This is a genomic window from Kitasatospora sp. NPDC052896, from assembly GCF_044547075.1.
Lineage (GTDB): Bacteria > Actinomycetota > Actinomycetes > Streptomycetales > Streptomycetaceae > Kitasatospora.
In genome coordinates, this window is record NZ_JBITZU010000014.1 from 61,658 (window position 1) to 80,010 (window position 18,353).

An 18,353-nucleotide genomic window follows, 5' to 3' on the forward strand; every position below is an offset into this window, starting at 1 on the left:
GTGCAGGCGGTCGAAGGGGGTGGGTCGCACCGGTGGGACGACGAGCGCGGCCCGTCTTCCTGCTGCGGCGCCGAGTTGGCTGAACGCAACCGCAGAAGGAAAGCTTCAGGACCATCTATCGACGTCGAACTCATGCTGCCGGTCGAGGGATGGACGGGGTCACTACGGAGACGGACGACTTCGGGACGTCCCGGGACGTTTTCAGATTGATGTGAGAGGAGATGGACGACCTGCCGTCCGGGCATCGGCTGAACGGCCTGGTCTGTGGTCGATCGCTTTTCCTTCCGGCAGATCACAGAGAACCACTGCCAAGTCGGCAGAAACAGAGCAAACTTGCTGCATACGTGTGGTGTCGGTGCGACAAAGTTGCTGCTGAGCTGCGGTGTTGCCGGAATTACGAAGTTCAGGAGGTAACCGATGGTCGTCACCAGGAGGTCGGCCCTGGTTGCCCAGAGGGAGCTGGTCGGCCACACGCAGGAGACCCTCGCGGGTGCGCTCAGTGTGGATCGTTCAACGGTTCACCGCTGGGAGAGCGGGAAGGGCGACCCTCGGCCATGGCTTCGGCCCCGACTGGCGGCAGAGCTAGGCGTCTCCGTGGCTCAGCTGCACGAACTGCTGACGACCGACCAAGACGGCAGTGCCGCACCTGATCCACAAGGATCGGCACCAGACACCGCGCGCGTTGCTGAACCACCGGCATTCGAGCCGTCCGGCGGGCTGTTTCCATCCGTCGCGGGCGGAATGCGGCTGACGGACAGCGAGGCTCTGGTAGCGGACTGGGCGTCCAGCTTCAATTCTCCAGCGACCTCCCTGACGGATGATCGTTCGTGGGTGACCTCCGACGATGTCGCGGTGGCGGACGACGTGCTCACGATGTTCCGCCAACTCGACCACACACACGGCGCGGGCCCCTTCGCCGCTCAGGTGACCACCTACATCGACACCGAACTCGCGAGGCTGCTTGCCCGCCCCGCGGCAAGCGACGACACCGTGCGCGCTAGGGCCCGCGTAGCCACCGGCTTCCTGGAACTGGCCGGCTACCAGGCTGTCGACAGCGGAGACCCGACTCGGGCGCAGATCTACTACCTGCGTGCTCTGGCGATGACGAGCGCGACCCACAACCAGGCGTACGGGGCCTACCTCGTCGCGGCGAACCTCGGCCACCTGGCTCTGCACGGCCGCCAGCCGCGCTCTGCCCTGCGCTGGGCCGAGTCCGCCGCGGCAGTAGCAAGCACTGCGGCGAGCCCTGCGACGCGGGCCGCCATCACCGCGGTACAAGCCCGGGCGCACGCCCGGATGGGCCAGGAGCAGGAATCTACCGCGCTGATCCTCCATGCGGAGCAGCTGCTCGACTCGTCCGTTCCCGCAGACGAACCCTCGTGGATCAGGTACTTCACGCCCGCCTACCTGGCTGACGAGGTCGCGCACTGCCTGCACGACCTCGGCCGCTCACCGGCCGCTCGGATCCACCTCTCGGACGCCATCGAGGGAGTGGGTCGAGACAAGGTGCGGCGCTTGGCGATCGACGCTGCCTTGCTCGCCTCGACATGGCTGCGCACGGGTGACGTCGATCAAGCGTGTGCCGCTGGCCGCGATGCAGTGGACTATGCGGCCAGGACCTCGTCCGGGCGCTGCGTCCAGCGCGTGGCCGGCGTTCTGGCGGGGCTCGATGCCCACGCCGACTACGCGCCAGTGGAGCAGCTGCGCGAGTACGCGCGCAACGTCCTACCAGCCGCGGACCGGGCTGCTACGGCTGCGGCTCGCGGAGCATGAGCCCTTCGTAGAAGTCGAGTTCGGCCAGCAGAGCCTGTTCCAGTGCAGCCGGCGTGGACAGGTAGTGATCAACGCTATCCAGGAATAGGGCTTCATGGGGGCGGCCAAGCGCTGCGAGGTCATGTGCGAGCCGGCGAGCGTCGTCCGCTGAGGCGATCTCGTCAGCCGTTCCGTGGATCAGCAGGACCGGCACGCGGATGGCCTCCGCGAGGACTTCCCCGGCGGGGCCGGCCAGGATCGCAGCGTGGGGTCGTTGGAACCGCGGGACGGCTTTCGCCCAGCGCGCCGGGTCGGTGATCGCGGAGGTGGCGGTCGCTGCGGTGAATGGGCCCTGGCGGCAGGCAGCCTGCAGCGCGGTGTATCCGCCGGCGCTGGCTCCAGTGATAAAGACGGCGTTCGGCAGCACCTGACCGCTCACCAGCAGCTGGTGGGCTACGGTCGTGCAGTCCTCGACGTCGTACTCGCCCCAGTGGCCATGAAGGGCCTGCCGGAAGGCCCGGCCCTGGCCGGTGCTACCGCGGTAGGCCACCTCCGCGACGGCGAAGCCCCGACTGACGAAGAACTGCACGGCCCAGTCCAGGCGCAGAGGGACGTCGTCGGTGGGTCCCGGGTGAGCCCGGACGATCAGCGGGGCGGGGAGCCCACCACCGGGCTGGTGCAGCAGGTAGCGGATGGAGAGCTCACCGGTGTCGACCGTGCGGATGGTCGGAATCGGAGTGGTGGGCTGAGCCGGGGCGATGTGCGGGTCGGGAATGATCGGCAGCGCCGGCTGGTCACCAGGTCCGCCGAGGTCGACGCTGCGCACGGACGGTCGACTGGTGGGGGTCGATCCGATGACGAACGCTCGGTTGCCGAGCGTGGCGACGTAGGGCTTGATCGAGGTGAGGTTGGTGGCGTGCCGGGTCCGCCGACCGTCGCGGTCGACGGTCACTAGCTGGGTGCGGATGCCGTCGTGGACGGTCAGCACGATCTGCCCTGAGTCGGTGAAGGCGTATGACCTGTACCCGCCTTCCCACGGTGCTGGCGCGCAGTCGGCCTCCATCGGCGCGACCGGCTCGATCGCCCCGCCCGTCGAGCGGTATAGGTTCCACCATCCGGTGCGGTCGGACATGAAGTAGAGCAGCCCGTCGGGGCCCCAGAGCGGCTGAACTACAGCTTCCTGCTCGCCGCCGGCCAGCAGACGCCCTGGGCTCGTCCGGTCAGGCAACGCGTCGCTCAGTAGGAGCCGCGTGGAGTCCCACGGCATCCGGTCGGCGTCCCACTCGAGATAGGCGAGCACCCCGCCGTGCAGCTGTGGGGAGGCGAGGAAGCCGGTCGAGCCGACCAGCACGCGGACACCGCCCTGCGGGGTAATCTCGACGATCTGGTCCCCCGCGTCAGTGCCCCGAACAGCGAGCAGGGCGTCTTCGGCATGGTGCAGCTCGCCGTACTGGAATCCGTCGGACTCAGCGACGGCCGGCTCCGGCTCGGCGCCCGGCCGGAGCCGGTAGACCTTGCTATTCCCAGCGATCACCCACTGGGCGTCGGCCGAGACCGCGAAGGAACCGCCGCCGTATGCATGAAGCCAGCCACCCACCGACACTCCGGGCGGCGTCTGCGCCCGGGCCGGATTGTCGGGGGCTGCGCGCATCAGCCGGCGGGCCCCACCCAGGTCGGGATCGGACTGGAGCCACCACAGGGCGCCACTCGAGATCAGCAGCTCATCGTGCGACACCTGCTTGCGAGCCACCCACTGCGCTGCGAGCGGCCCGCCGTCCTCGCCGGTCATCAGGTTCCCCTCGGCCGTCGATGTGCTCGGGCTCGAAGGCTACCTGCCCTTCCCGGCGCTGGCGAAGGGCAGGACTCAGACGTCGCTGCTCTCCTTCGGGGCGTAGCGCAGCAGTACAACGTCACCGACCGGTTGAGCCTCGATCAGCTTCATCCGCCGGGCGCTGCCGCCGGGGAACTGAGCGGGCTGGACAAAGCGCGGGGCGGCGGCGTCCCCGACGAGCAGGGGTGCGACGGCGATGTGGACCTCGTCCGCCAGCCCTTGGGAGAGGAACTGGGTGTGGATGGAGCTGCCACCCTCGACCATCAGGCGCTTGACGCCTCGACCGGCCAGGTCTTCGAGGAGCGTGCCGAAGTCCACGGCTGGGCCGGTGCTGACGATGTCGGCGAGTCCCTCCAGGCGCTCGCGCAGCTTCGGCATGGCGGCGTCGGTGGTGTAAACGACCTTCTTGTCTCCGAAGTGCCAGAACTTGAGGTCGCGGTCGAGGTCGCCACTGGCGGAGATGGTGACCTTGAGCGGGTATTCGGGCTTGCCCGCTGCGATGCGCTCCTCGCGGCGCTTGTCGCTGTAGACCAGGAGCCTCGGGTTGTCGCTGCGCAGGGTGTTACCGCCGATGAGGATGGCGTCCGCCTCGGAACGGACCTGGTCGACGCGGTCGAAGTCCTCGGCGTTCGACAGGAGCAGGCGCTGCGGTGAGCTGTCGTCGATGTAGCCGTCGATGGAGGTGGCGACGCTCAGCAGGACGTAGGGGCGGTCGGCCATCGTGCGATCCGTTCTCTCAAGACGTGAGGTCCACTGGTGATCAGACTTCATGGAACATCATGCTGTCGAGTGCTTGCTGAAAGTTGGTCACTTCTGGAACGGAACGCCATGGTTGGAGCAGAGAGTCGAGTGCGGCCAGCTCGCTGAAGATCCGGGCTGATCCGGTGACGGCGCCGATCGACAGGGCCTCGGCGGCAGTGGCGGCAGCCAGCTCGGGGCCGACCGCGTGGAACTGCGCTACGGCGGACCGGGCGAGGTAGACTCCGCGGTCACGGCGGTAGTTGGCGGGCACAGTACGGATCGCCCGCTCGAAGGCGGCCACCGCCTCACGGTGACGCCCGAGTAACGACAGCGAGCGAGCGCGTTGGGCCTCCACGTACGACTCATCCAGCCATCGGCCCCGGCCGGCGGGCGCTTCGGGCGGCTGTGCGAGCAGAGCCAGCGCCTGGTCGAAGGTGTTCTGGGCGGTCAGCTCGTCGCCGAGCGCTGCATGTCCGTGGGCTCCGTAGACCGCTCCCATGGCGCTCAGGCGGCTTCCGGGCCGTGCCAGGCGCTGCGCGGAGGCCGCGAGGTCGATTGCTTCGATCGGATCCCGCATGTCGCCGGCGAGCTGGGCCTTCCTGGCCATGACGTAGGCGGCAAGCTCCATGTCGCCGCAGGCGCTCGCCCAGTCGGCAGCGCGGTCCGCCCAATACTGAGCGGCACGGTGGTCGCCGCTGTCCTGGTAAAGCCAGCTGCAGAACTCAGCGTACTCGGCCTGTACTTGTAGCAGGCTCTGTCGGTCCTGCCCGGAAGCCTCGCGGCGAAGTCGCTGGATGAGGCGGACGTGCTGCTCGGCTGTCGCGACGACCTCGCGTGGTCCGAGGATGTTGTCGCACTCGACCAGCGACCGCCTGAGCGACCTCATGCTCTCAACCGGGTGGATGTCCGTGGAGAGGACTGGCGAGACGGTCTGGATTTCAGGCGTCGCGAGCCCCGAGAAGAGCGTGACGCCGGCGGCAGCCGTGGCGCCGCGGAGCAGGGCCCGACGCGGCATGCTCACGAAGATGATTCTCCCGTCTGAGGTTCGGCAGCCAACCCTGACGTTGCCGTCCATCAGCGCCATGGTCGCGCCACCAACTGCCGAGGTGACCGCGCCTTGGCCGAGGTCGGGCTCGTCCGCAGTCGGTAGCTGGGCCCGTTCTGCGCCCGCATCAGGCCGCAGCTCTGTCCGCGCAGTCGCCGATCCAGCCGCTCGGATGGTTGGCGCAGGCGGGCTCAGAAGATCGGCGAGTTCGGCGTGGCTGATGTTCAGCTGCGTGGCGAGCTTGGCCATCTGCCATGGGCGAGGGAGGCCTGTGCCCCGCTCCCATCTGCTCACCGTCGTCCGGTCGACCCCCATCGAGGCTGCCAGGGTCTCCTGGGTGTGCCCCACGCTCGCGCGCAACGCGATTAATCGCTCGCGCCTTGCCCCCATCGCCCGCTCCCTAGAGCTGCTGGAATTCGCTGACGCCAGAAGTTGCCAGGCCAGCCACCGGTTTGCCGCATGAATGCATCATCGGTGCATCAATTCTGCTCTGTTCAGGAGGCGTTCGCAGCGATTCCCTTGGTCTCGCCGGACCTGCCGGCGAGTACTGAGGGAAGGAGATCAACAGGATGCAGACCACCACGCCCGCTGTTCAGGAGGATGACGGGGGCGGCCTCCTGGTCGCTGCCCGCAACATCCGGGCCGCGCGTTCTCGCGCGGACGTGCCGTCCGACAACACGGGCGGCAAGTCCGACCAGAACGACACCTGAGCCGGACGCCCACGATGCATGACTCCGCTTCGTGGGCGGTGCGCCTGGGTGGGGACCAGTTCCTCACCCAGGCGCTTCACCGCTCCTATGCTGTCTTCCCGGTGGACGGGACGGATGTGACCCGTCTCCTCTCCTGGGATGACCTGAACGCCGTTCTCGCTACGCACCGCTTGGAGCCGCCGAGGCTGCGGTTGTCGCAGGACGGCGTTGCTGTCCCCCTTGGCCGATACTCGGCTCCGTTCACGAACCGCCGCGGGGTGACCTGGAACCGGGTTCACCCTGCTGAGCTGCACGCAAGGCTCGCCGAAGGCGCGTCCCTGGTCGTGGACGCGATCGACGAGATTCACCCTCCGATCCGAGCCGCGGCCGAGGCCCTGGAACGCTTCGTCGGCACGCCCGTGCAGGCGAACGCCTACGCCTCCTGGACGGAACAGGAAGGCTTCGGCAGGCACTGGGATGACCACGACGTGGTCGTGGTCCAGCAGCACGGCGCGAAACGCTGGCGGCTGTGGGAGCCGACCCGAACGGCGCCCACCTATCGAGACGTGGAATCCCCGGAGGAACCCCAGGGGGAACCGGTCGCGGACGTTGTCCTCAGCTCTGGTGACGTCCTCTACTTGCCGCGCGGATGGTGGCATACCGTCACCGCCGACCAGGGCACCGCATCCCTCCACCTGACGTTCGGCCTCGTCACCCACACCGGAGCCAGCCTCATCAGCTGGCTGGCCGACCAGCTGCACGCGGACCCAAGCATGCGTCTGGACGTCCCACGGCACGCCGAACCGGCGGCGAAGTCCGCGTACCTGGATGCCTTGCGGACCGCGATGAGCACCGCGCTGTCCGACGCCGGATTGATCAGCCGGTGGGCGGATTCCGTCGACACCACCCACTTTGGACGCCCGGCCCCGTCCCTGCCGTACGTGGAGGCAGTCCCGGCGCGTCCGGAGATCACCGTGCGGATCACTGCGGCCCGCGCCAGGCTCAGGACCGACGCCGGTGTGGGAACGGTGACCCTCGCGGCGGCCGGCACCGAGTGGGAGTTCGCGGAGCAGGCGGCTCCCGTGCTCCGGGCTCTGGTGACGGGAGAGCCCGTGACCATCGGAGATCTCGCCGATGCCGCCGGTCTGGAGGTCAAGGACGTGGCAGGCGTTCTGTCCATACTCGTCAGGGGTCAAGCTGTCGCCGTCGTCCGGGCGGCACGGTGAGCGCCGTCCTCGGCCTGGGGACCTACCGGGTGCGCGCCGTCGGTGAGGCGGCGCGCATCGCCCTTGCAGCCGGTGCCACTTGGATCGATACTGCCCCCAACTACGCACACGGCCACGCCCACCGCGACCTCGCCGCTGCCGTCGCCGAGCACCCCGCCGCGAGGGTGGCGACCAAGACCGGATTCGACCCGGACGGACAGCACAGCCTCGCCCCCGACTTCGTCCGCTTTCAGACCGAACAGTCGCTCGACGTCCTCGGCCGGGCCGACCTGGTCTTCGTCCACAATCCCGAGCGGACCGGTCACGACCGCCAGCACCTCCATCGGATCCTTGCCGCCGCGTTCGCGGTACTGGAGGAGTTCGCGCACGCCGGGCGCATCGGCGGCTACGGCGTTGCCACCTGGGACGGCTTCACCTCCCAAGCGTTCACCGTCGCCGAGCTGGTCGACCTGGCCCACGACGCCGCAGGATCGCAGGACCACCACCTCTCCGGAGTGCAGATGCCGGTGAGTCTCGTCATGGCTGAGCCCATCACCCAGGCCATCGACGGAACTGGGCCACTCGTCCACGCGCGCGACGCCGGGATCACCACCTTCGCCTCCGCGCCCCTGCACGGCGGCGAACTCCCCGGTCTGATGACCCCCGAACTGGTGAATCTCATCCAACCGGGATCGAACCCGCACACCGCCGCGTTCCATCTGGTCGGGGCCTGCCCGGCGTTGGACGTCGTCCTCACCTCGACCAGCACCCTCGGGCACTGGGACGATGCCGCAGCAGCCCTCGCTGTCCCGATCTCGGAAGAGCGACTCAGGAAGGTGCTCGATGTCCTTTCAACCGGATGACGCAGCCCGCCATCGCATGGAGAGCGCGCACGCCAAGGCCGCCGCGTTCCTCGGCCTCGCCTGCTCCGGGCGGGCCGTCTTCGGCACCTCCGGTTCGACCGTCGGCCGCCGCAGCGGCCACCTCTGGCTCCGCGTCGCCTGCAGCCGGCGCCGTCACGCCCCCCGGCCCACCGGGCAAGGGCCTCTCGGAGCAGAGCAGTGCATCCCGGAGTCCGTCCCGCGCCCGCGGCTGCACGACACCATGGACTGGACCGAGGACGACTGGTTCTACCAGAGCGACGTCTTCGACTTCACCGGACCTGCGGTGTCCTCGACTCCGGACCTCCGTGAGAACCCGGGCCTCGAGGACACCTGGTGGAGCAGCTTGAGGACCGCCCTGGCCGACATCACCGCGGCCCCCGGAACCAAGATCACCCTGCGGCCGGCATGGATCGAGGAAGTCTTCCCGAAATACCTCGGCATCCCGGCCCCGGCAACGGTCGAGCGGATCACCGGCCACGGAGACCTGCAGTGGGCCAACCTGACCGCCACGCCGCTCATGATCCTGGACTGGGAACGCTGGGGACTCGTACCGGTCGGCTACGACCCCGCGGTTCTGTGGGTGAGCAGTCTCCTCGTGCCTGCGGTGGCAGATCGAGTCCGCGCCGAATTCTCCGACGTCCTCGATACCCCGGCGGGCCGCGTCGGCCAACTGATCGCACTCGCGGAGATGCTCCAGGCGGTCGACCGCGGGTTCTACCCGGAGCTCGCGCTCCTCCTCACCGACCGCGCACGCGAGCTGACTGGGGTCGCCCCGCCGCAGGCACCAATCCTGGATCCGTCAGCTAGCTCGTGACCCTCCGGCAGAAGTCTGCCGATCACCTTGGCGCCGCACACGTACATGCTGCGATGGCGTTGACCGGCAGTCACGCCCACTGACGATCACGGAGCGTCCCGGGACGTCTTCGGAACGTCCCGAAGCGCGGTCGTGCCGTCCGAACCGCACCTGCCACCATTCAAGACTGTCGCGCCTTTACCAAGGCCACTTCCACCCCAAGTAAGGAGATTCAGCGCATGGCTGATGCCTTGATGCACCATCAGCCCCGCTGGAGTTCCCTGACGATCCGCGCGGCCTCCTGGCGGGCCGGATCCAACCTGGGGTCGTCGGGGTGGGCATGGGGGCCGGTGATCTTCGAGCACACGAAGAGCGTCATCAGCTTGCCGTCCCGGCTGTCCAGGTCCGCTCGCCGCTCGTACCTGACCCGGGCGGCGAGCGCTGGAACAGCGAGCGAACTTCCCCACAGCGAAGCCGAATCCAGGCCACGGGGAGCTAGACCCCAGTCCTCCCAATCGAACATGCAAAACCGTGGGCCTGTCATGTTCGCCCAGTTGAGGTCCGCATGGGCAGGCTGCCATCGGGCCACGGTGGTGTCGTAGTCGCCAGGAAAGGAGGTAGCAATGGCCGCACTGACCATGGCCTGGGTGATTGTCTCCAGGTCTGGCGTAGCCAGGCGCGTGGTGCTCTGGGCTGCGAGGGCATCCAGGGAGTTGTTCAGAGCCCGCCACCACTTGTCCGACAGGTCAGGGTCGGTTGCGACCACGCTGCTGCCGACGGGCCTTCCCGGCAGGAGGCTGGTCTCGTCAGCCCGCCAAACCGCCGCGTGCAACGCATCCCGCCAGGCCACTCCTGAGCACCAGGTGGGTTTGGCGACTCCCGTCAAAGCCTGCGCACACTCAGTGCCGTTCCAGTCCTGGCCGTCGATCCTGTCGAGACAGCGCCGTTCGATCCGGACCCACGTGTCACGGTCCGTCTGCGCCCCGACGGAGCGGCGCTTCCGCACCACCGTTCCCCGCTCCAGGCGTACCTGAAGAGCCTGCTCAACACGGTCAAGAACCTCGTCAACCGGCTCAACCCGCAAGTCGACGACCGCAGAGGGCATCGGGAGCGTCATGCAAGCGACCGTAGCAGCGGGCTACGTCCGGCTCCAGTGTCTCAGCGGCTCACGCCCCGGCACTGCGCCACCCCTGGCGCGTCCGCGAAGGGGCCGTCCTCTGCAGCATCGAAGACTGTCGCACAACAGTCCGAGTCATCATGACGTGGGCCAGCAGAGAGCGAGTTGACGGTCACTCAGGGGTTTTAGACTTGCGGGCTCCCCGGACCCGCCTCATCCGCCGGTCTCGGGGGGCTGGAGCCGCGGCCCCGTGAGCTCCAAACGGTGATTCCCGACCATGTGGAGGTTGTTCAGATGCCCGAGAAGGTCACCAAGGAGAAGGTGCTCGTCTACGTCGTGCGCGACGGGCGGCTGCTGGTGTTCCGGCACACCGACTACAGCTACGAGGAGGTCGGCATCCAGGTTCCGGCCGGCAGTATCCGCCCGGGGGAGACCCCGGAGGCCGCCGCGCTGCGGGAGGCCCGGGAGGAGACCGGCGTGAACGACTTCAAGATCGTGCGCAAGCTCGGCGAGACCGAGTACGACATCAGCCCGTACCGGTTCGAGATCCAGCACCGGCACGTCTTCCACCTCGAGCTCACCGAGCCCACCCCGGAGCGGTGGATGAGCCAGGAGGACCACGACGGCGAGCAGGAGCCCACTCACTTCGAGTGCTTCTGGATTCCGCTGGAGGCCGCGCACATCCTCCAGTCCGGCCAGGGCGCCCTGCTGGGACGCCTGTCCGACTAACAGCCCGGTCACGGCAGCAAGGGAGGCAGCCGATGCACCGCACCACCGACCAGCACCATCCGATCGACCGGCTCTACCGGAGCCTGGAGCCCGAGGACACCAGCACGGCGGTGTCGGTGATCGTCAAGCTGCGCGGGGAGACCTGTGACATCGACTGCCCCCACTGCTACGAGAAGCGCAAGGAGGTGCCCGGCGGAGCCCGGATCAGCCCCGACCAGATCGGGCAGCTGGCCCGGCTCTTCCGGCACCGTCCCCTCGCCGTCGAGCTCCATGGTGGGGAGCCGCTGACCGCCGGCCGCGAGGCGATCGCCGAGATCCTGCGCGAACTCGCCTCCCAGCCACAGGTGGTGCGCGTGTCGATGCAGACCAACGGCGTCCAGCTCGACGGGCAGTGGCTCGACCTGTTCGACGAGCTCTGCCCCGGCCTGCAGATCGGTGTCTCCCTCGACGGCGACGCTCAGGGCAACGCCTGGCGCATCGGCTACGACGGCGAGCCCGTTTACCCGCGCGTCGCGGCGGCCCTGGAGCTGCTGGCCGAGCGGGGCCGCAAGGTCGGCGTCATCACCACCGTGACCCCGGCCGTGCTGGGCCGGGCCGAGGAGGTCCTGGACCACCTTGCCGCCTTCGCGGCGGTCAACGCGGTCAGCTTCGTGCCCTGCTTCGACACCACCATCCGCCGCTCCACCGCCATCAGGGCCCGGCGCGTCCCGGCCAGCAGGCTGCTCCAGCAGGCCGCCCTCGCGGGCGACGACGGCCCGGCGTGGGCGATCCACCCGGACGAGTACGCCGAGTTCGTGCTGGGCGCCACCGCCCACTGGATCAGCGCCGGGCACTTCACCCGCCTCAAGCTGGAGCCGGCCGTCTCCACGATCCGGCGCCTGCGCGGCTTAGGCAGCGGCTTCTGCCACTTCTCCGACCTCAAGTGCGACCACGTCTTCACCCTCTACCCTGACAACCGGTTCGGCAGCTGCGACGAACTGGCTTGGCCCCAGGCCCGCCTGACCCAGCTCGACGAGGTCAGCGGCCAGCACGAGCTGGCCAGCCTTCAGCAGGGCTCCCTGCTGCTGAACCAGGGCAAGGCCCTGATGAACAAGTGCGCGAGCTGCGACTACCGCAGCACCTGCGGTGGCGGCTGCATCGCCACCCGCTGGCGCCAGGACCCGGCCGCGGACGGCGACGCCTACTGCGACTACCGGATGCGCATGATCGACGGCATCGCCGCCCTCCTCGCCCAGCCCGCCCACCCCGAAGGCGCCTGGTGCCAGACCCTTCGCTGGCACCCCCGCACCCCGAACAGCATGCGCGACGTGAACGCCTTCACCGCCCGCTGGGACAACCCCGCCGCCACCCGCGCCGAGGTGAGGCTGCACACCAGCGAACACGGCAACATCAACACCGTCGGCCTGCCCGGCGTCCACGAAGCTGACGACCTCGATCCCACCCACCCCAAGTGGCGCGAGGCGATCGAGACCGGCGTCTGGCCCCTGGCCGACGCCCTCACCACCAGCTGGGGCCTGATCACCTACGACAGCTGCCAGGGCCACCCCTACTCCGGCCTGGACCTGGCCCCCGCCGAACTGCGGGTCGGCCTCCTGCCGCGCGACCGCGCCGAGTACGCCCGCGCCGCCGCAGCCCTGTGCCGCACGGCCACCGCCACCGCGCTGCCCGACGGCATCGAGGTCCACGTCGCCCGCTCCGAACTGACCTGCGAGACATCGGGCACCACCGTCCCAGTCCTCGACCTCAGCCTCCACCCGGACCACCGGCAGGACTGGGACTCCTACTTTGCCAACCTGGACACCGCCGCCCGAGCTCTGGCCGCCGCACTGACGGCCGAGCACCCGGCGGGCACCACGTGCGCCTGCCCGCTGCCGGCCCCGGCCGCCGTGGACCGGTCGGTGGCAGGGTGAGGCCCGGCGACGATGTGACCGTCCACCAACTGCTCGGACGCATTGCCTACTTCCATGCCCTGTTCATCGAACCCGCCCTCGTCCCGGCCTCGGCCGTCACCAGCGGTCAGCCGTGCTGCAACCACCGCACCCCGCAAGGTGCCGTGCGGCCGGACGCGGCCGGGCTGCTGTCCGACACCGCCTGGGCGGTCCTCGACGAGATCGCAATCACCCTCGGCGCCCACGCTGGACAGTGCCCGTCGTACGGGCCGGGCTGCTGCGCGACGTGCCGCGTTGCGGGCTCGGCTGCCGCCATCGCCGAAGCGTGGCTGGCAGCCGAACACCGCGCCTACCGCCGGCCCGAGCCCAACGGCGGCACCCGGCAGGCGTGCCGCGAGGCCGCAGCCACTCGGCTGACCCGCATCTTCGTCCATCAGCACCACGCGCCCTGCCCCGCCGCCCAGGGCGGCGAGACGGCTGGCTCCTGGCTGCTGCCCGGCGCGGACGAGCTGCCGCTGACCGGCGAACTGCTCGCCCTGTGGCGCGACCCGTTGGCCGGTGGCGGCAGCCCGGTCGTCAGCTGGCTCAACCACTGCACCGACCTTGACGATATCCGCCGCGTCCTCGAAACAAGGAGGCCCACCCCGTGATCCACATAGCCGAGACCGTCGGCGTCGGCAGCATCGAGAACTTTCTCGACCACTCCGAGCGGCTCCACCTCGCCACCTTGATGCGCGACCTCCTGGCCGGCGACGACGCCACCCGCTTCGGCGACGAGCGCCGGACATCCATCCACGAGATCCCCGGCCACAGCCACGAGCAGGCGATGGCCGTCTACGAGCCCGCCGGACGCGTCGAGATCCCCGGCATCCCCGCTGCCGCGGAGAAGGTCCTCCAGGACGCCTTCGAACGTGCCCGCCCGGCCCTGGCCCGGGTCATGCCCTCCATCACCGTGTGCCGCCCGTGGACGTACGTCGAGTACGGCGAAGGCCAGCACATCACCAGCCACCTCGACGGCATCGCCCCCGACCCGCTCGCCTGGCCCCGCCAGATCGCCGGCATCAGCCTCGTCATCACCCAGGCTGACGCTGGCGGCGACTTCTACGTCGAGACTGCCTCCAATGACCGCCTCTGGTATCGCCAGACCCCCGACGTGGCGGGGAACGGCTACGTGGAGGGCATGTGGCTGGCCCACGACGGCGCAGACAACTCCGCCGCTTGGTTCCAGCAGATGCGGCGCACCCGCTGGTCCGTCGACCCGGCCCCGGGCACCGCGCTGCTGTACGGCTCCCAGCTCGCCCACGGCACCCTGCCGGTCACCGCCGGGCGGTGCGCGAAGTTCATCAGCTGGCTCGCCGCCGAGGACCCGAGGAGCTGACACAGCGTGCTCGTGGCCTTGGAAGGACTACCTGGCGCCGGCAAGAGCACCCTGCGAGACCGCCTCCTCGCCGACGCCCGCACCCGAGGCATCCTGCTAGACCACACCGGCCAGTTCTCCTGGCTCTCCCTGGCCGCCACCCGCACCCTGGTGCGGCTGCGGGCCGGAGCGGCGGCCGACAACCCCGAGGAAGTCGTCGAAGCGGCCTGCTGGGACCTAACCCTCCACGCCCGCTTCAACCTCACCCCCGCCCTCTCCCGGGGCCCGGTGATCGCCGACCGGCTCAGTCTCTCCACGGCCTGTCTGCTCGCTCTGGTCCACCAGCGCCCGGTCGCCGAGTACGTCGAGCGCCTCGCCGAGCAGCAGCGGGCCCGCCCGCAGCTGACCGTCCTGCTGACCACCGACCCCGCACTGTGCCAGGCCCGGCTCGCCGGCCGGGAGACCGCCCCGCGCTTCACCGACCGCCCCGAGGCCGCCACCCATCTCGCCGACCTCTACCTGCAGGCCGCCGCCGCCTGGACCCGCTGCACCGGCCTGCCGGTCTGGCAGCGGCCCTGCACCACCAAGGCCGACCTCGACCAGCTGGCCGCCGACAGTCTCGCCCACCTGAACGGCTCCACCCGCCCGTCTGCGACCACGGAAGCGAGCTGATGAACCTTCACCCCCTCCACCCCGCCGCCTGGGTCCTTGGCCAACTGAGGGCGGACGGCTGGCAGGTGAGCGACCTCCTCGCGTTCACCCGCGCCAGCACCCTGGTCACCGCCCGCCGCCCCGGCCAGCCGCCCGTCGTGCTGAAGGCCGGCTTCGGCAGCAACCACGTCCTGGCCGAACTCCCCGCCGACCAGCGAAGCGCCGCCTACGGCTTCTACTGGTACGCGCAGATGACCGAGGCCGAACGGGCCCTGGCCCGAGAGGACTTCCGCCACGAGGCTGACCTCACCCAGGCCGCCGGCGGCGCCGACCACGTCGTCCCCCTGCTCGACCAGGGCACCGGCGAGCGGTTCGACTGGTACACCATGCCGCTGTGCGACGGCGGGAACTTCCGCACCTTCATGGCCTCCTGCAAGGACACCGACGAGGGCCTGAACATCCTCGCCGACGTCGCCGACGGCCTGAACTCCCTGCACCAGCGCGGCATCGTCCACCGCGACGTCTACCAGGAGAACATCCTCGTCCACCAGGGCCGCGGGCTGATCACCGACCTCGGCGCCGCCCGCCGCCTGGCCACCCCGCGCGGACCCGAGCACCGGGGCCCCGAGGTCCACTGGCCGCCCGAGTACATCACCGGCTACCACCAGGCCACCGCCGCCGCTGACGTGTTCAGCCTGGCTGTCCTGATCTACCGCTACCTGTGTGCGGACATCCCCCGCCTCGGCTGCCACGGCAACCTCGCCCTCATCCCCGCGGTGCTGCGGACCCTGGTCGTCGCCGCGCTTGCCGACCAGCCCGGCGACCGCCCCGGCATGAGCGGCCTCGCCGCCGCACTTCGCACCGTCGCCCGCACCGTCCAGCACTGAACCGGGGAGGCCCATCGTGCCCAGGGCGAGATCACCGCCCGGTGCCCGAGGACCAACGCGAAGGGCATCCAGCAGCACCATCCGGACAACCAGAGGGAGTAACCGCCATGGACCGCATCTCCGAGTTCCTGGACGCCGTCGAGGACCTGCGCGGCGAGGACGAGGACGTCCGTACCACCGCCCACACCTCCAGCGTCTCCGCCGAGGGCTGGCCGACCGCCGAGGGCGACGCCGCCTGAACACCCGTAACCGTCCTGCGCTCTGAACGCCGACGGTGACCACCCGGGGCCGACCGACCGCGGCGGGCCCGGCCCCGGGCCACCCCTCACCTGAACAGGAGCCCACACGTGGACAACCCCGGCCTCTTCGACTTCCCGCCGACCACCCGCCTGCACCGCGAGCGCACCCGCAAGATCCACACGATTCTCAGCCCCGACGCCCAGCCCCAGCCCACTGGCCTCGGCCCCGCCGCCGACTACTGCTTGGCCCACCACGCCCTTGAGGGCGCCGAGAGCGCGGCCCGCTCCGGCGAGCGGGCCACCTTCGACTGGTACGCCGCCAACCCGTACGCCGACGCCGCCAGCAACTCCACCCCCACCGCCCTCGGCCCGCGCGTCGTCGTCGCCCCCGACCTCAGCGACCTGCCCCGCTCCCCGATATCGGAGACCCCGTACTACGTGCTCGGCCCCGGTGCCGGACCCGCGCTGATCTCCCTGCGGACGCTGGCGGCCTGTGCGTTCGCTGTCGCCGCAGACACCGGCTTCGGCACCCTGCTGGCCGCCCACGCCGTCGTGGTGGTCCTGCTGCGGACCAAGCAGCTCGGCGACACCCTGGACAGCTGGACCATCACCCGTCTGCCCGGCACTGTCTTCCTCGACCACGTCGGCGACCCCGTCGTCCTGGCCCGCGACCTCATCCACGAAGCCGGCCACAACTGGCTGAACGACGCCCTCACCGCCACCAGCTGCAAGATCGACGACCATGCCGCCTTCCACTCCCCGTGGAAGCAGAGCATGCGGCCCGCCTTCGGGTTCCTCCACGCCTGCTGGGCCTTCCCTCTCACCATGCTCTACACCGCCCGCGTCCTGGAGCACACTGAAGACGACGTGCAGCGCTTCCTGACCGCCTACCTCGACCAGCAGCGCGGCCAGCTCGCCACCACCGCCGCCGACCACCCGCGCGCGCTCGAACTGATCGGCGACGAGGGCCTGCGCGAGCGGCTGGCCGCCGTCCACCGCCAGGCGCTCACCCTGTGAGCGTCGCCCGCCCAGGAGCCCCGGGCCTCACCCTGCTCGTCCGGCGCCCGGACCAGGAACCGGCCTACTGGCACACCGGCCTGGCCAGCATCGAGCACCATGTCCCCATCGGTCCCGGCACCGCCTTCAACGCCGGCTCCGTCGCCAAGCAGATCACCGCCCACCTGGTCCTACTCGCGGCCCGCGACAGTCTGATCCACCTCCACCAGCCAGCCGCCGACCTGCTGCCCCGCCTCCAGCTCACCGACGTGACCATCGCCGACCTGATCACCCACACCTCCGGCCTGCGCGACGCCGAATCCCTGCTCTCCCTCGCCGGACTGCGCGACCTCGACCACTACACTGCCGACGACCTGCGAAATCTCGCCTACCGGCAGCGCGAACGCGCTCTCCCCCAAGGACAGTTCCTCTACAGCAACACCAACTACCTCCTGCTCGCCGAACTCCTCGAAACCGTCCACTGCACCACGGTGGCCGACCTCGCCCGCCACCGAATCTTCGACCCGTTCGGCATGCACGCCACCCACTTCCGAGCGGACCCCCGCCAAGTCGTCCCCGGCGCCGCAGCCGCCTACCGGCCCACCCGGGACGGCTGGCAGCACACCCAGACCCCCGTCGCCCTGCCTGGACCCGGCACCCTCTTCACCACCACCGGTGACCTCGACCGCTGGCTCGGCCACCTCCACCAGATGTGGCAGCACGACAACAACCCGCTGCCTTGGGAGGAAGTGCTCGGCTACCGGACAGCCGACCACCAGCCATACCTGTACGGGCCCGGCCTCTACGCCGACCCCCGCCCCGGACACACCGCTGTCTTCCACTTCGGCCACGAGCACGGCTTCTCCGCTGCCGCCCACCTCACCCGCGACGGACTTCGGGTGATCGCGCTGGCCAACACCACCGACCTGGCCGCCGACCACGCCACCGCCGCGGTGCTCCGCGAACTCGCCGAGCAGCCCGGCCAGGACCTAGCAGAGCTGTTGCCCCAGGCGGCCGGGCACGCGCGACGGCCGGCCAAGCCCGCCGCCGATGGCCGCGACGACGACGGACAGCTCCGCCGCGAACTCGGCCACTTCACCTGCGACCAGGTCCCGGGAGCCCTGCGGCTCACCCGCACCGGCGACACGCTCCACCTGTGGCGCCGCGGTACGCAGGACCGCCTCGCCCCGGCCGGGCCCGCCACCTGGGCGGGCAACGGCTACACCATCACCCTGGAGACAGACCACGTGGACGGCTTCACCCTCAACCTCGATCGGGCCCCCGGTCTCGTGTACCGCAAGCGATCATGAGCCAATCACGGCACGAGAACTTGCGACATGCCGCATTGGCCCAGCTCTCCCTCGGGGCATCCGACCGATACGCGCATGGCGCCATGTCATCACTCAGGGCAATCAGCTGGATCTGATCGGCGATTCTCCGTTGCCCGCAACGTCCGGGCGTTCTATCGTCTGGGCAACGCGCTGACGGAGATAAGTAGTCGCAGGGCACGCGAGCCGAGAGAGCTGCCGACAGCTGTGAGGGCAGCCT

Annotated in this window: 18 protein-coding genes; 14 read left to right on the top strand and 4 right to left on the bottom strand. The window is 69.8% G+C overall.

The features are described from left to right. Nucleotides 1-417: 417 nt before the first annotated feature. Nucleotides 418-1,773, top strand: a complete 1,356-nt coding sequence (locus ACIGXM_RS24940; protein WP_396564437.1) for a helix-turn-helix transcriptional regulator — start codon at nucleotides 418-420, stop codon at nucleotides 1,771-1,773. Here the strand turns inward: ACIGXM_RS24940 and ACIGXM_RS24945 are convergent. From ACIGXM_RS24945 to ACIGXM_RS24955, 3 genes are all read right to left on the bottom strand, one after another. Then, nucleotides 1,748-3,541: a prolyl oligopeptidase family serine peptidase gene (locus tag ACIGXM_RS24945; protein ID WP_396564439.1), complete on the bottom strand. Its 1,794-nt coding sequence runs from the start codon at nucleotides 3,539-3,541 to the stop codon at nucleotides 1,748-1,750. The two genes, ACIGXM_RS24940 and ACIGXM_RS24945, sit on opposite strands and share 26 nt — an antisense overlap. Nucleotides 3,542-3,616: 75 nt before the next feature. After that, nucleotides 3,617-4,303 (bottom strand): RibD family protein, encoded by a 687-nt coding sequence (locus tag ACIGXM_RS24950; protein WP_396564441.1) that lies wholly within the window; start codon nucleotides 4,301-4,303, stop codon nucleotides 3,617-3,619. A gap of 40 nt (nucleotides 4,304-4,343) precedes the next feature. Next, entirely contained in the window at nucleotides 4,344-5,759 is a 1,416-nt protein-coding gene (locus tag ACIGXM_RS24955; protein ID WP_396564443.1) for a helix-turn-helix domain-containing protein, read from the bottom strand. A gap of 179 nt (nucleotides 5,760-5,938) precedes the next feature. Here ACIGXM_RS24955 and ACIGXM_RS24960 point away from each other — a divergent pair, with 179 nt between their 5' ends. The 4 genes from ACIGXM_RS24960 to ACIGXM_RS24975 all read left to right on the top strand — a co-directional run bounded on the left by ACIGXM_RS24960 (nucleotide 5,939) and on the right by ACIGXM_RS24975 (nucleotide 8,961). Next, nucleotides 5,939-6,079: a hypothetical protein gene (locus tag ACIGXM_RS24960; RefSeq protein WP_396564445.1), complete on the top strand. Its 141-nt coding sequence runs from the start codon at nucleotides 5,939-5,941 to the stop codon at nucleotides 6,077-6,079. A gap of 14 nt (nucleotides 6,080-6,093) precedes the next feature. Beyond that, complete coding sequence (locus ACIGXM_RS24965) at nucleotides 6,094-7,284, top strand: cupin domain-containing protein (RefSeq protein ID WP_396564447.1); 1,191 nt, start codon at nucleotides 6,094-6,096, stop codon at nucleotides 7,282-7,284. Next, entirely contained in the window at nucleotides 7,281-8,126 is an 846-nt protein-coding gene (locus tag ACIGXM_RS24970; protein ID WP_396564449.1) for an aldo/keto reductase, read from the top strand. Before ACIGXM_RS24965 ends, ACIGXM_RS24970 begins: the two co-directional genes overlap by 4 nt. Before the next feature lie 241 nt (nucleotides 8,127-8,367). Further along, nucleotides 8,368-8,961: a hypothetical protein gene (locus tag ACIGXM_RS24975; protein WP_396564451.1), complete on the top strand. Its 594-nt coding sequence runs from the start codon at nucleotides 8,368-8,370 to the stop codon at nucleotides 8,959-8,961. A 241-nt stretch (nucleotides 8,962-9,202) separates the two neighbouring features. Here the strand turns inward: ACIGXM_RS24975 and ACIGXM_RS24980 are convergent, their stop codons facing one another. Continuing rightward, a complete protein-coding gene (locus tag ACIGXM_RS24980; protein WP_396564453.1) occupies nucleotides 9,203-10,057 on the bottom strand; it encodes a hypothetical protein in 855 nt (284 codons plus the stop codon). 294 nt (nucleotides 10,058-10,351) lie between these two features. Between ACIGXM_RS24980 and ACIGXM_RS24985 the strand changes: the two genes are divergently transcribed. The 9 genes from ACIGXM_RS24985 (at nucleotide 10,352) to ACIGXM_RS25025 (ending at nucleotide 18,115) form a co-directional block, all read left to right on the top strand. Then, nucleotides 10,352-10,786: an NUDIX domain-containing protein gene (locus ACIGXM_RS24985; protein WP_396564455.1), complete on the top strand. Its 435-nt coding sequence runs from the start codon at nucleotides 10,352-10,354 to the stop codon at nucleotides 10,784-10,786. Between the two features lie 32 nt (nucleotides 10,787-10,818). After that, the gene (locus ACIGXM_RS24990) at nucleotides 10,819-12,696 is read left to right on the top strand and encodes a radical SAM protein (protein ID WP_396564457.1); all 1,878 of its coding nucleotides are present in this window, start codon (nucleotides 10,819-10,821) and stop codon (nucleotides 12,694-12,696) included. 14 nt (nucleotides 12,697-12,710) lie between these two features. Further along, nucleotides 12,711-13,325, top strand: coding sequence for a hypothetical protein (locus ACIGXM_RS24995; protein ID WP_396564459.1), 615 nt, complete (start codon nucleotides 12,711-12,713; stop codon nucleotides 13,323-13,325). Continuing rightward, on the top strand, nucleotides 13,322-14,053 hold the full coding sequence (locus tag ACIGXM_RS25000) for a hypothetical protein (RefSeq protein ID WP_396564461.1): 732 nt from the start codon (nucleotides 13,322-13,324) through the stop codon (nucleotides 14,051-14,053). The genes ACIGXM_RS24995 and ACIGXM_RS25000 overlap by 4 nt, the downstream gene beginning before the upstream one ends. 6 nt (nucleotides 14,054-14,059) lie before the next feature. Further along, nucleotides 14,060-14,704, top strand: coding sequence for an AAA family ATPase (locus ACIGXM_RS25005; RefSeq protein ID WP_396564463.1), 645 nt, complete (start codon nucleotides 14,060-14,062; stop codon nucleotides 14,702-14,704). Next, nucleotides 14,704-15,570, top strand: a complete 867-nt coding sequence (locus ACIGXM_RS25010; protein WP_396564465.1) for a protein kinase — start codon at nucleotides 14,704-14,706, stop codon at nucleotides 15,568-15,570. Before ACIGXM_RS25005 ends, ACIGXM_RS25010 begins: the two co-directional genes overlap by 1 nt. Before the next feature lie 107 nt (nucleotides 15,571-15,677). Continuing rightward, nucleotides 15,678-15,809 (top strand): hypothetical protein, encoded by a 132-nt coding sequence (locus tag ACIGXM_RS25015; RefSeq protein WP_396564467.1) that lies wholly within the window; start codon nucleotides 15,678-15,680, stop codon nucleotides 15,807-15,809. 108 nt (nucleotides 15,810-15,917) lie between these two features. Then, nucleotides 15,918-16,826 carry an aKG-HExxH-type peptide beta-hydroxylase gene (locus tag ACIGXM_RS25020; RefSeq protein WP_396564469.1) on the top strand — a complete coding sequence of 303 codons (909 nt, stop codon included), beginning with the start codon at nucleotides 15,918-15,920 and terminating at the stop codon, nucleotides 16,824-16,826. Then, nucleotides 16,823-18,115 carry a serine hydrolase domain-containing protein gene (locus tag ACIGXM_RS25025; protein WP_396564471.1) on the top strand — a complete coding sequence of 431 codons (1,293 nt, stop codon included), beginning with the start codon at nucleotides 16,823-16,825 and terminating at the stop codon, nucleotides 18,113-18,115. Before ACIGXM_RS25020 ends, ACIGXM_RS25025 begins: the two co-directional genes overlap by 4 nt. The last annotated feature ends 238 nt before the right edge of the window (nucleotides 18,116-18,353 follow it).

Excerpts from the sequence above, each read along its gene's own strand:
- ACIGXM_RS24960 (WP_396564445.1), top strand. The coding sequence starts at position 5,939 with ATGCAGACCACCACGCCCGCTGTTCAGGAGGATGACGGGGGCGGCCTC.
- ACIGXM_RS24940 (WP_396564437.1), top strand. The coding sequence starts at position 418 with ATGGTCGTCACCAGGAGGTCGGCCCTGGTTGCCCAGAGGGAGCTGGTC.
- ACIGXM_RS24950 (WP_396564441.1), bottom strand. The coding sequence starts at position 4,303 with ATGGCCGACCGCCCCTACGTCCTGCTGAGCGTCGCCACCTCCATCGAC.
- ACIGXM_RS25015 (WP_396564467.1), top strand. The coding sequence starts at position 15,678 with ATGGACCGCATCTCCGAGTTCCTGGACGCCGTCGAGGACCTGCGCGGC.
- ACIGXM_RS24965 (WP_396564447.1), top strand. The coding sequence starts at position 6,094 with ATGCATGACTCCGCTTCGTGGGCGGTGCGCCTGGGTGGGGACCAGTTC.
- ACIGXM_RS25010 (WP_396564465.1), top strand. The coding sequence starts at position 14,704 with ATGAACCTTCACCCCCTCCACCCCGCCGCCTGGGTCCTTGGCCAACTG.
- ACIGXM_RS24975 (WP_396564451.1), top strand. The coding sequence starts at position 8,368 with ATGGACTGGACCGAGGACGACTGGTTCTACCAGAGCGACGTCTTCGAC.
- ACIGXM_RS24945 (WP_396564439.1), bottom strand. The coding sequence starts at position 3,541 with ATGACCGGCGAGGACGGCGGGCCGCTCGCAGCGCAGTGGGTGGCTCGC.
- ACIGXM_RS24980 (WP_396564453.1), bottom strand. The coding sequence starts at position 10,057 with ATGACGCTCCCGATGCCCTCTGCGGTCGTCGACTTGCGGGTTGAGCCG.
- ACIGXM_RS24985 (WP_396564455.1), top strand. The coding sequence starts at position 10,352 with ATGCCCGAGAAGGTCACCAAGGAGAAGGTGCTCGTCTACGTCGTGCGC.
- ACIGXM_RS24955 (WP_396564443.1), bottom strand. The coding sequence starts at position 5,759 with ATGGGGGCAAGGCGCGAGCGATTAATCGCGTTGCGCGCGAGCGTGGGG.
- ACIGXM_RS24990 (WP_396564457.1), top strand. The coding sequence starts at position 10,819 with ATGCACCGCACCACCGACCAGCACCATCCGATCGACCGGCTCTACCGG.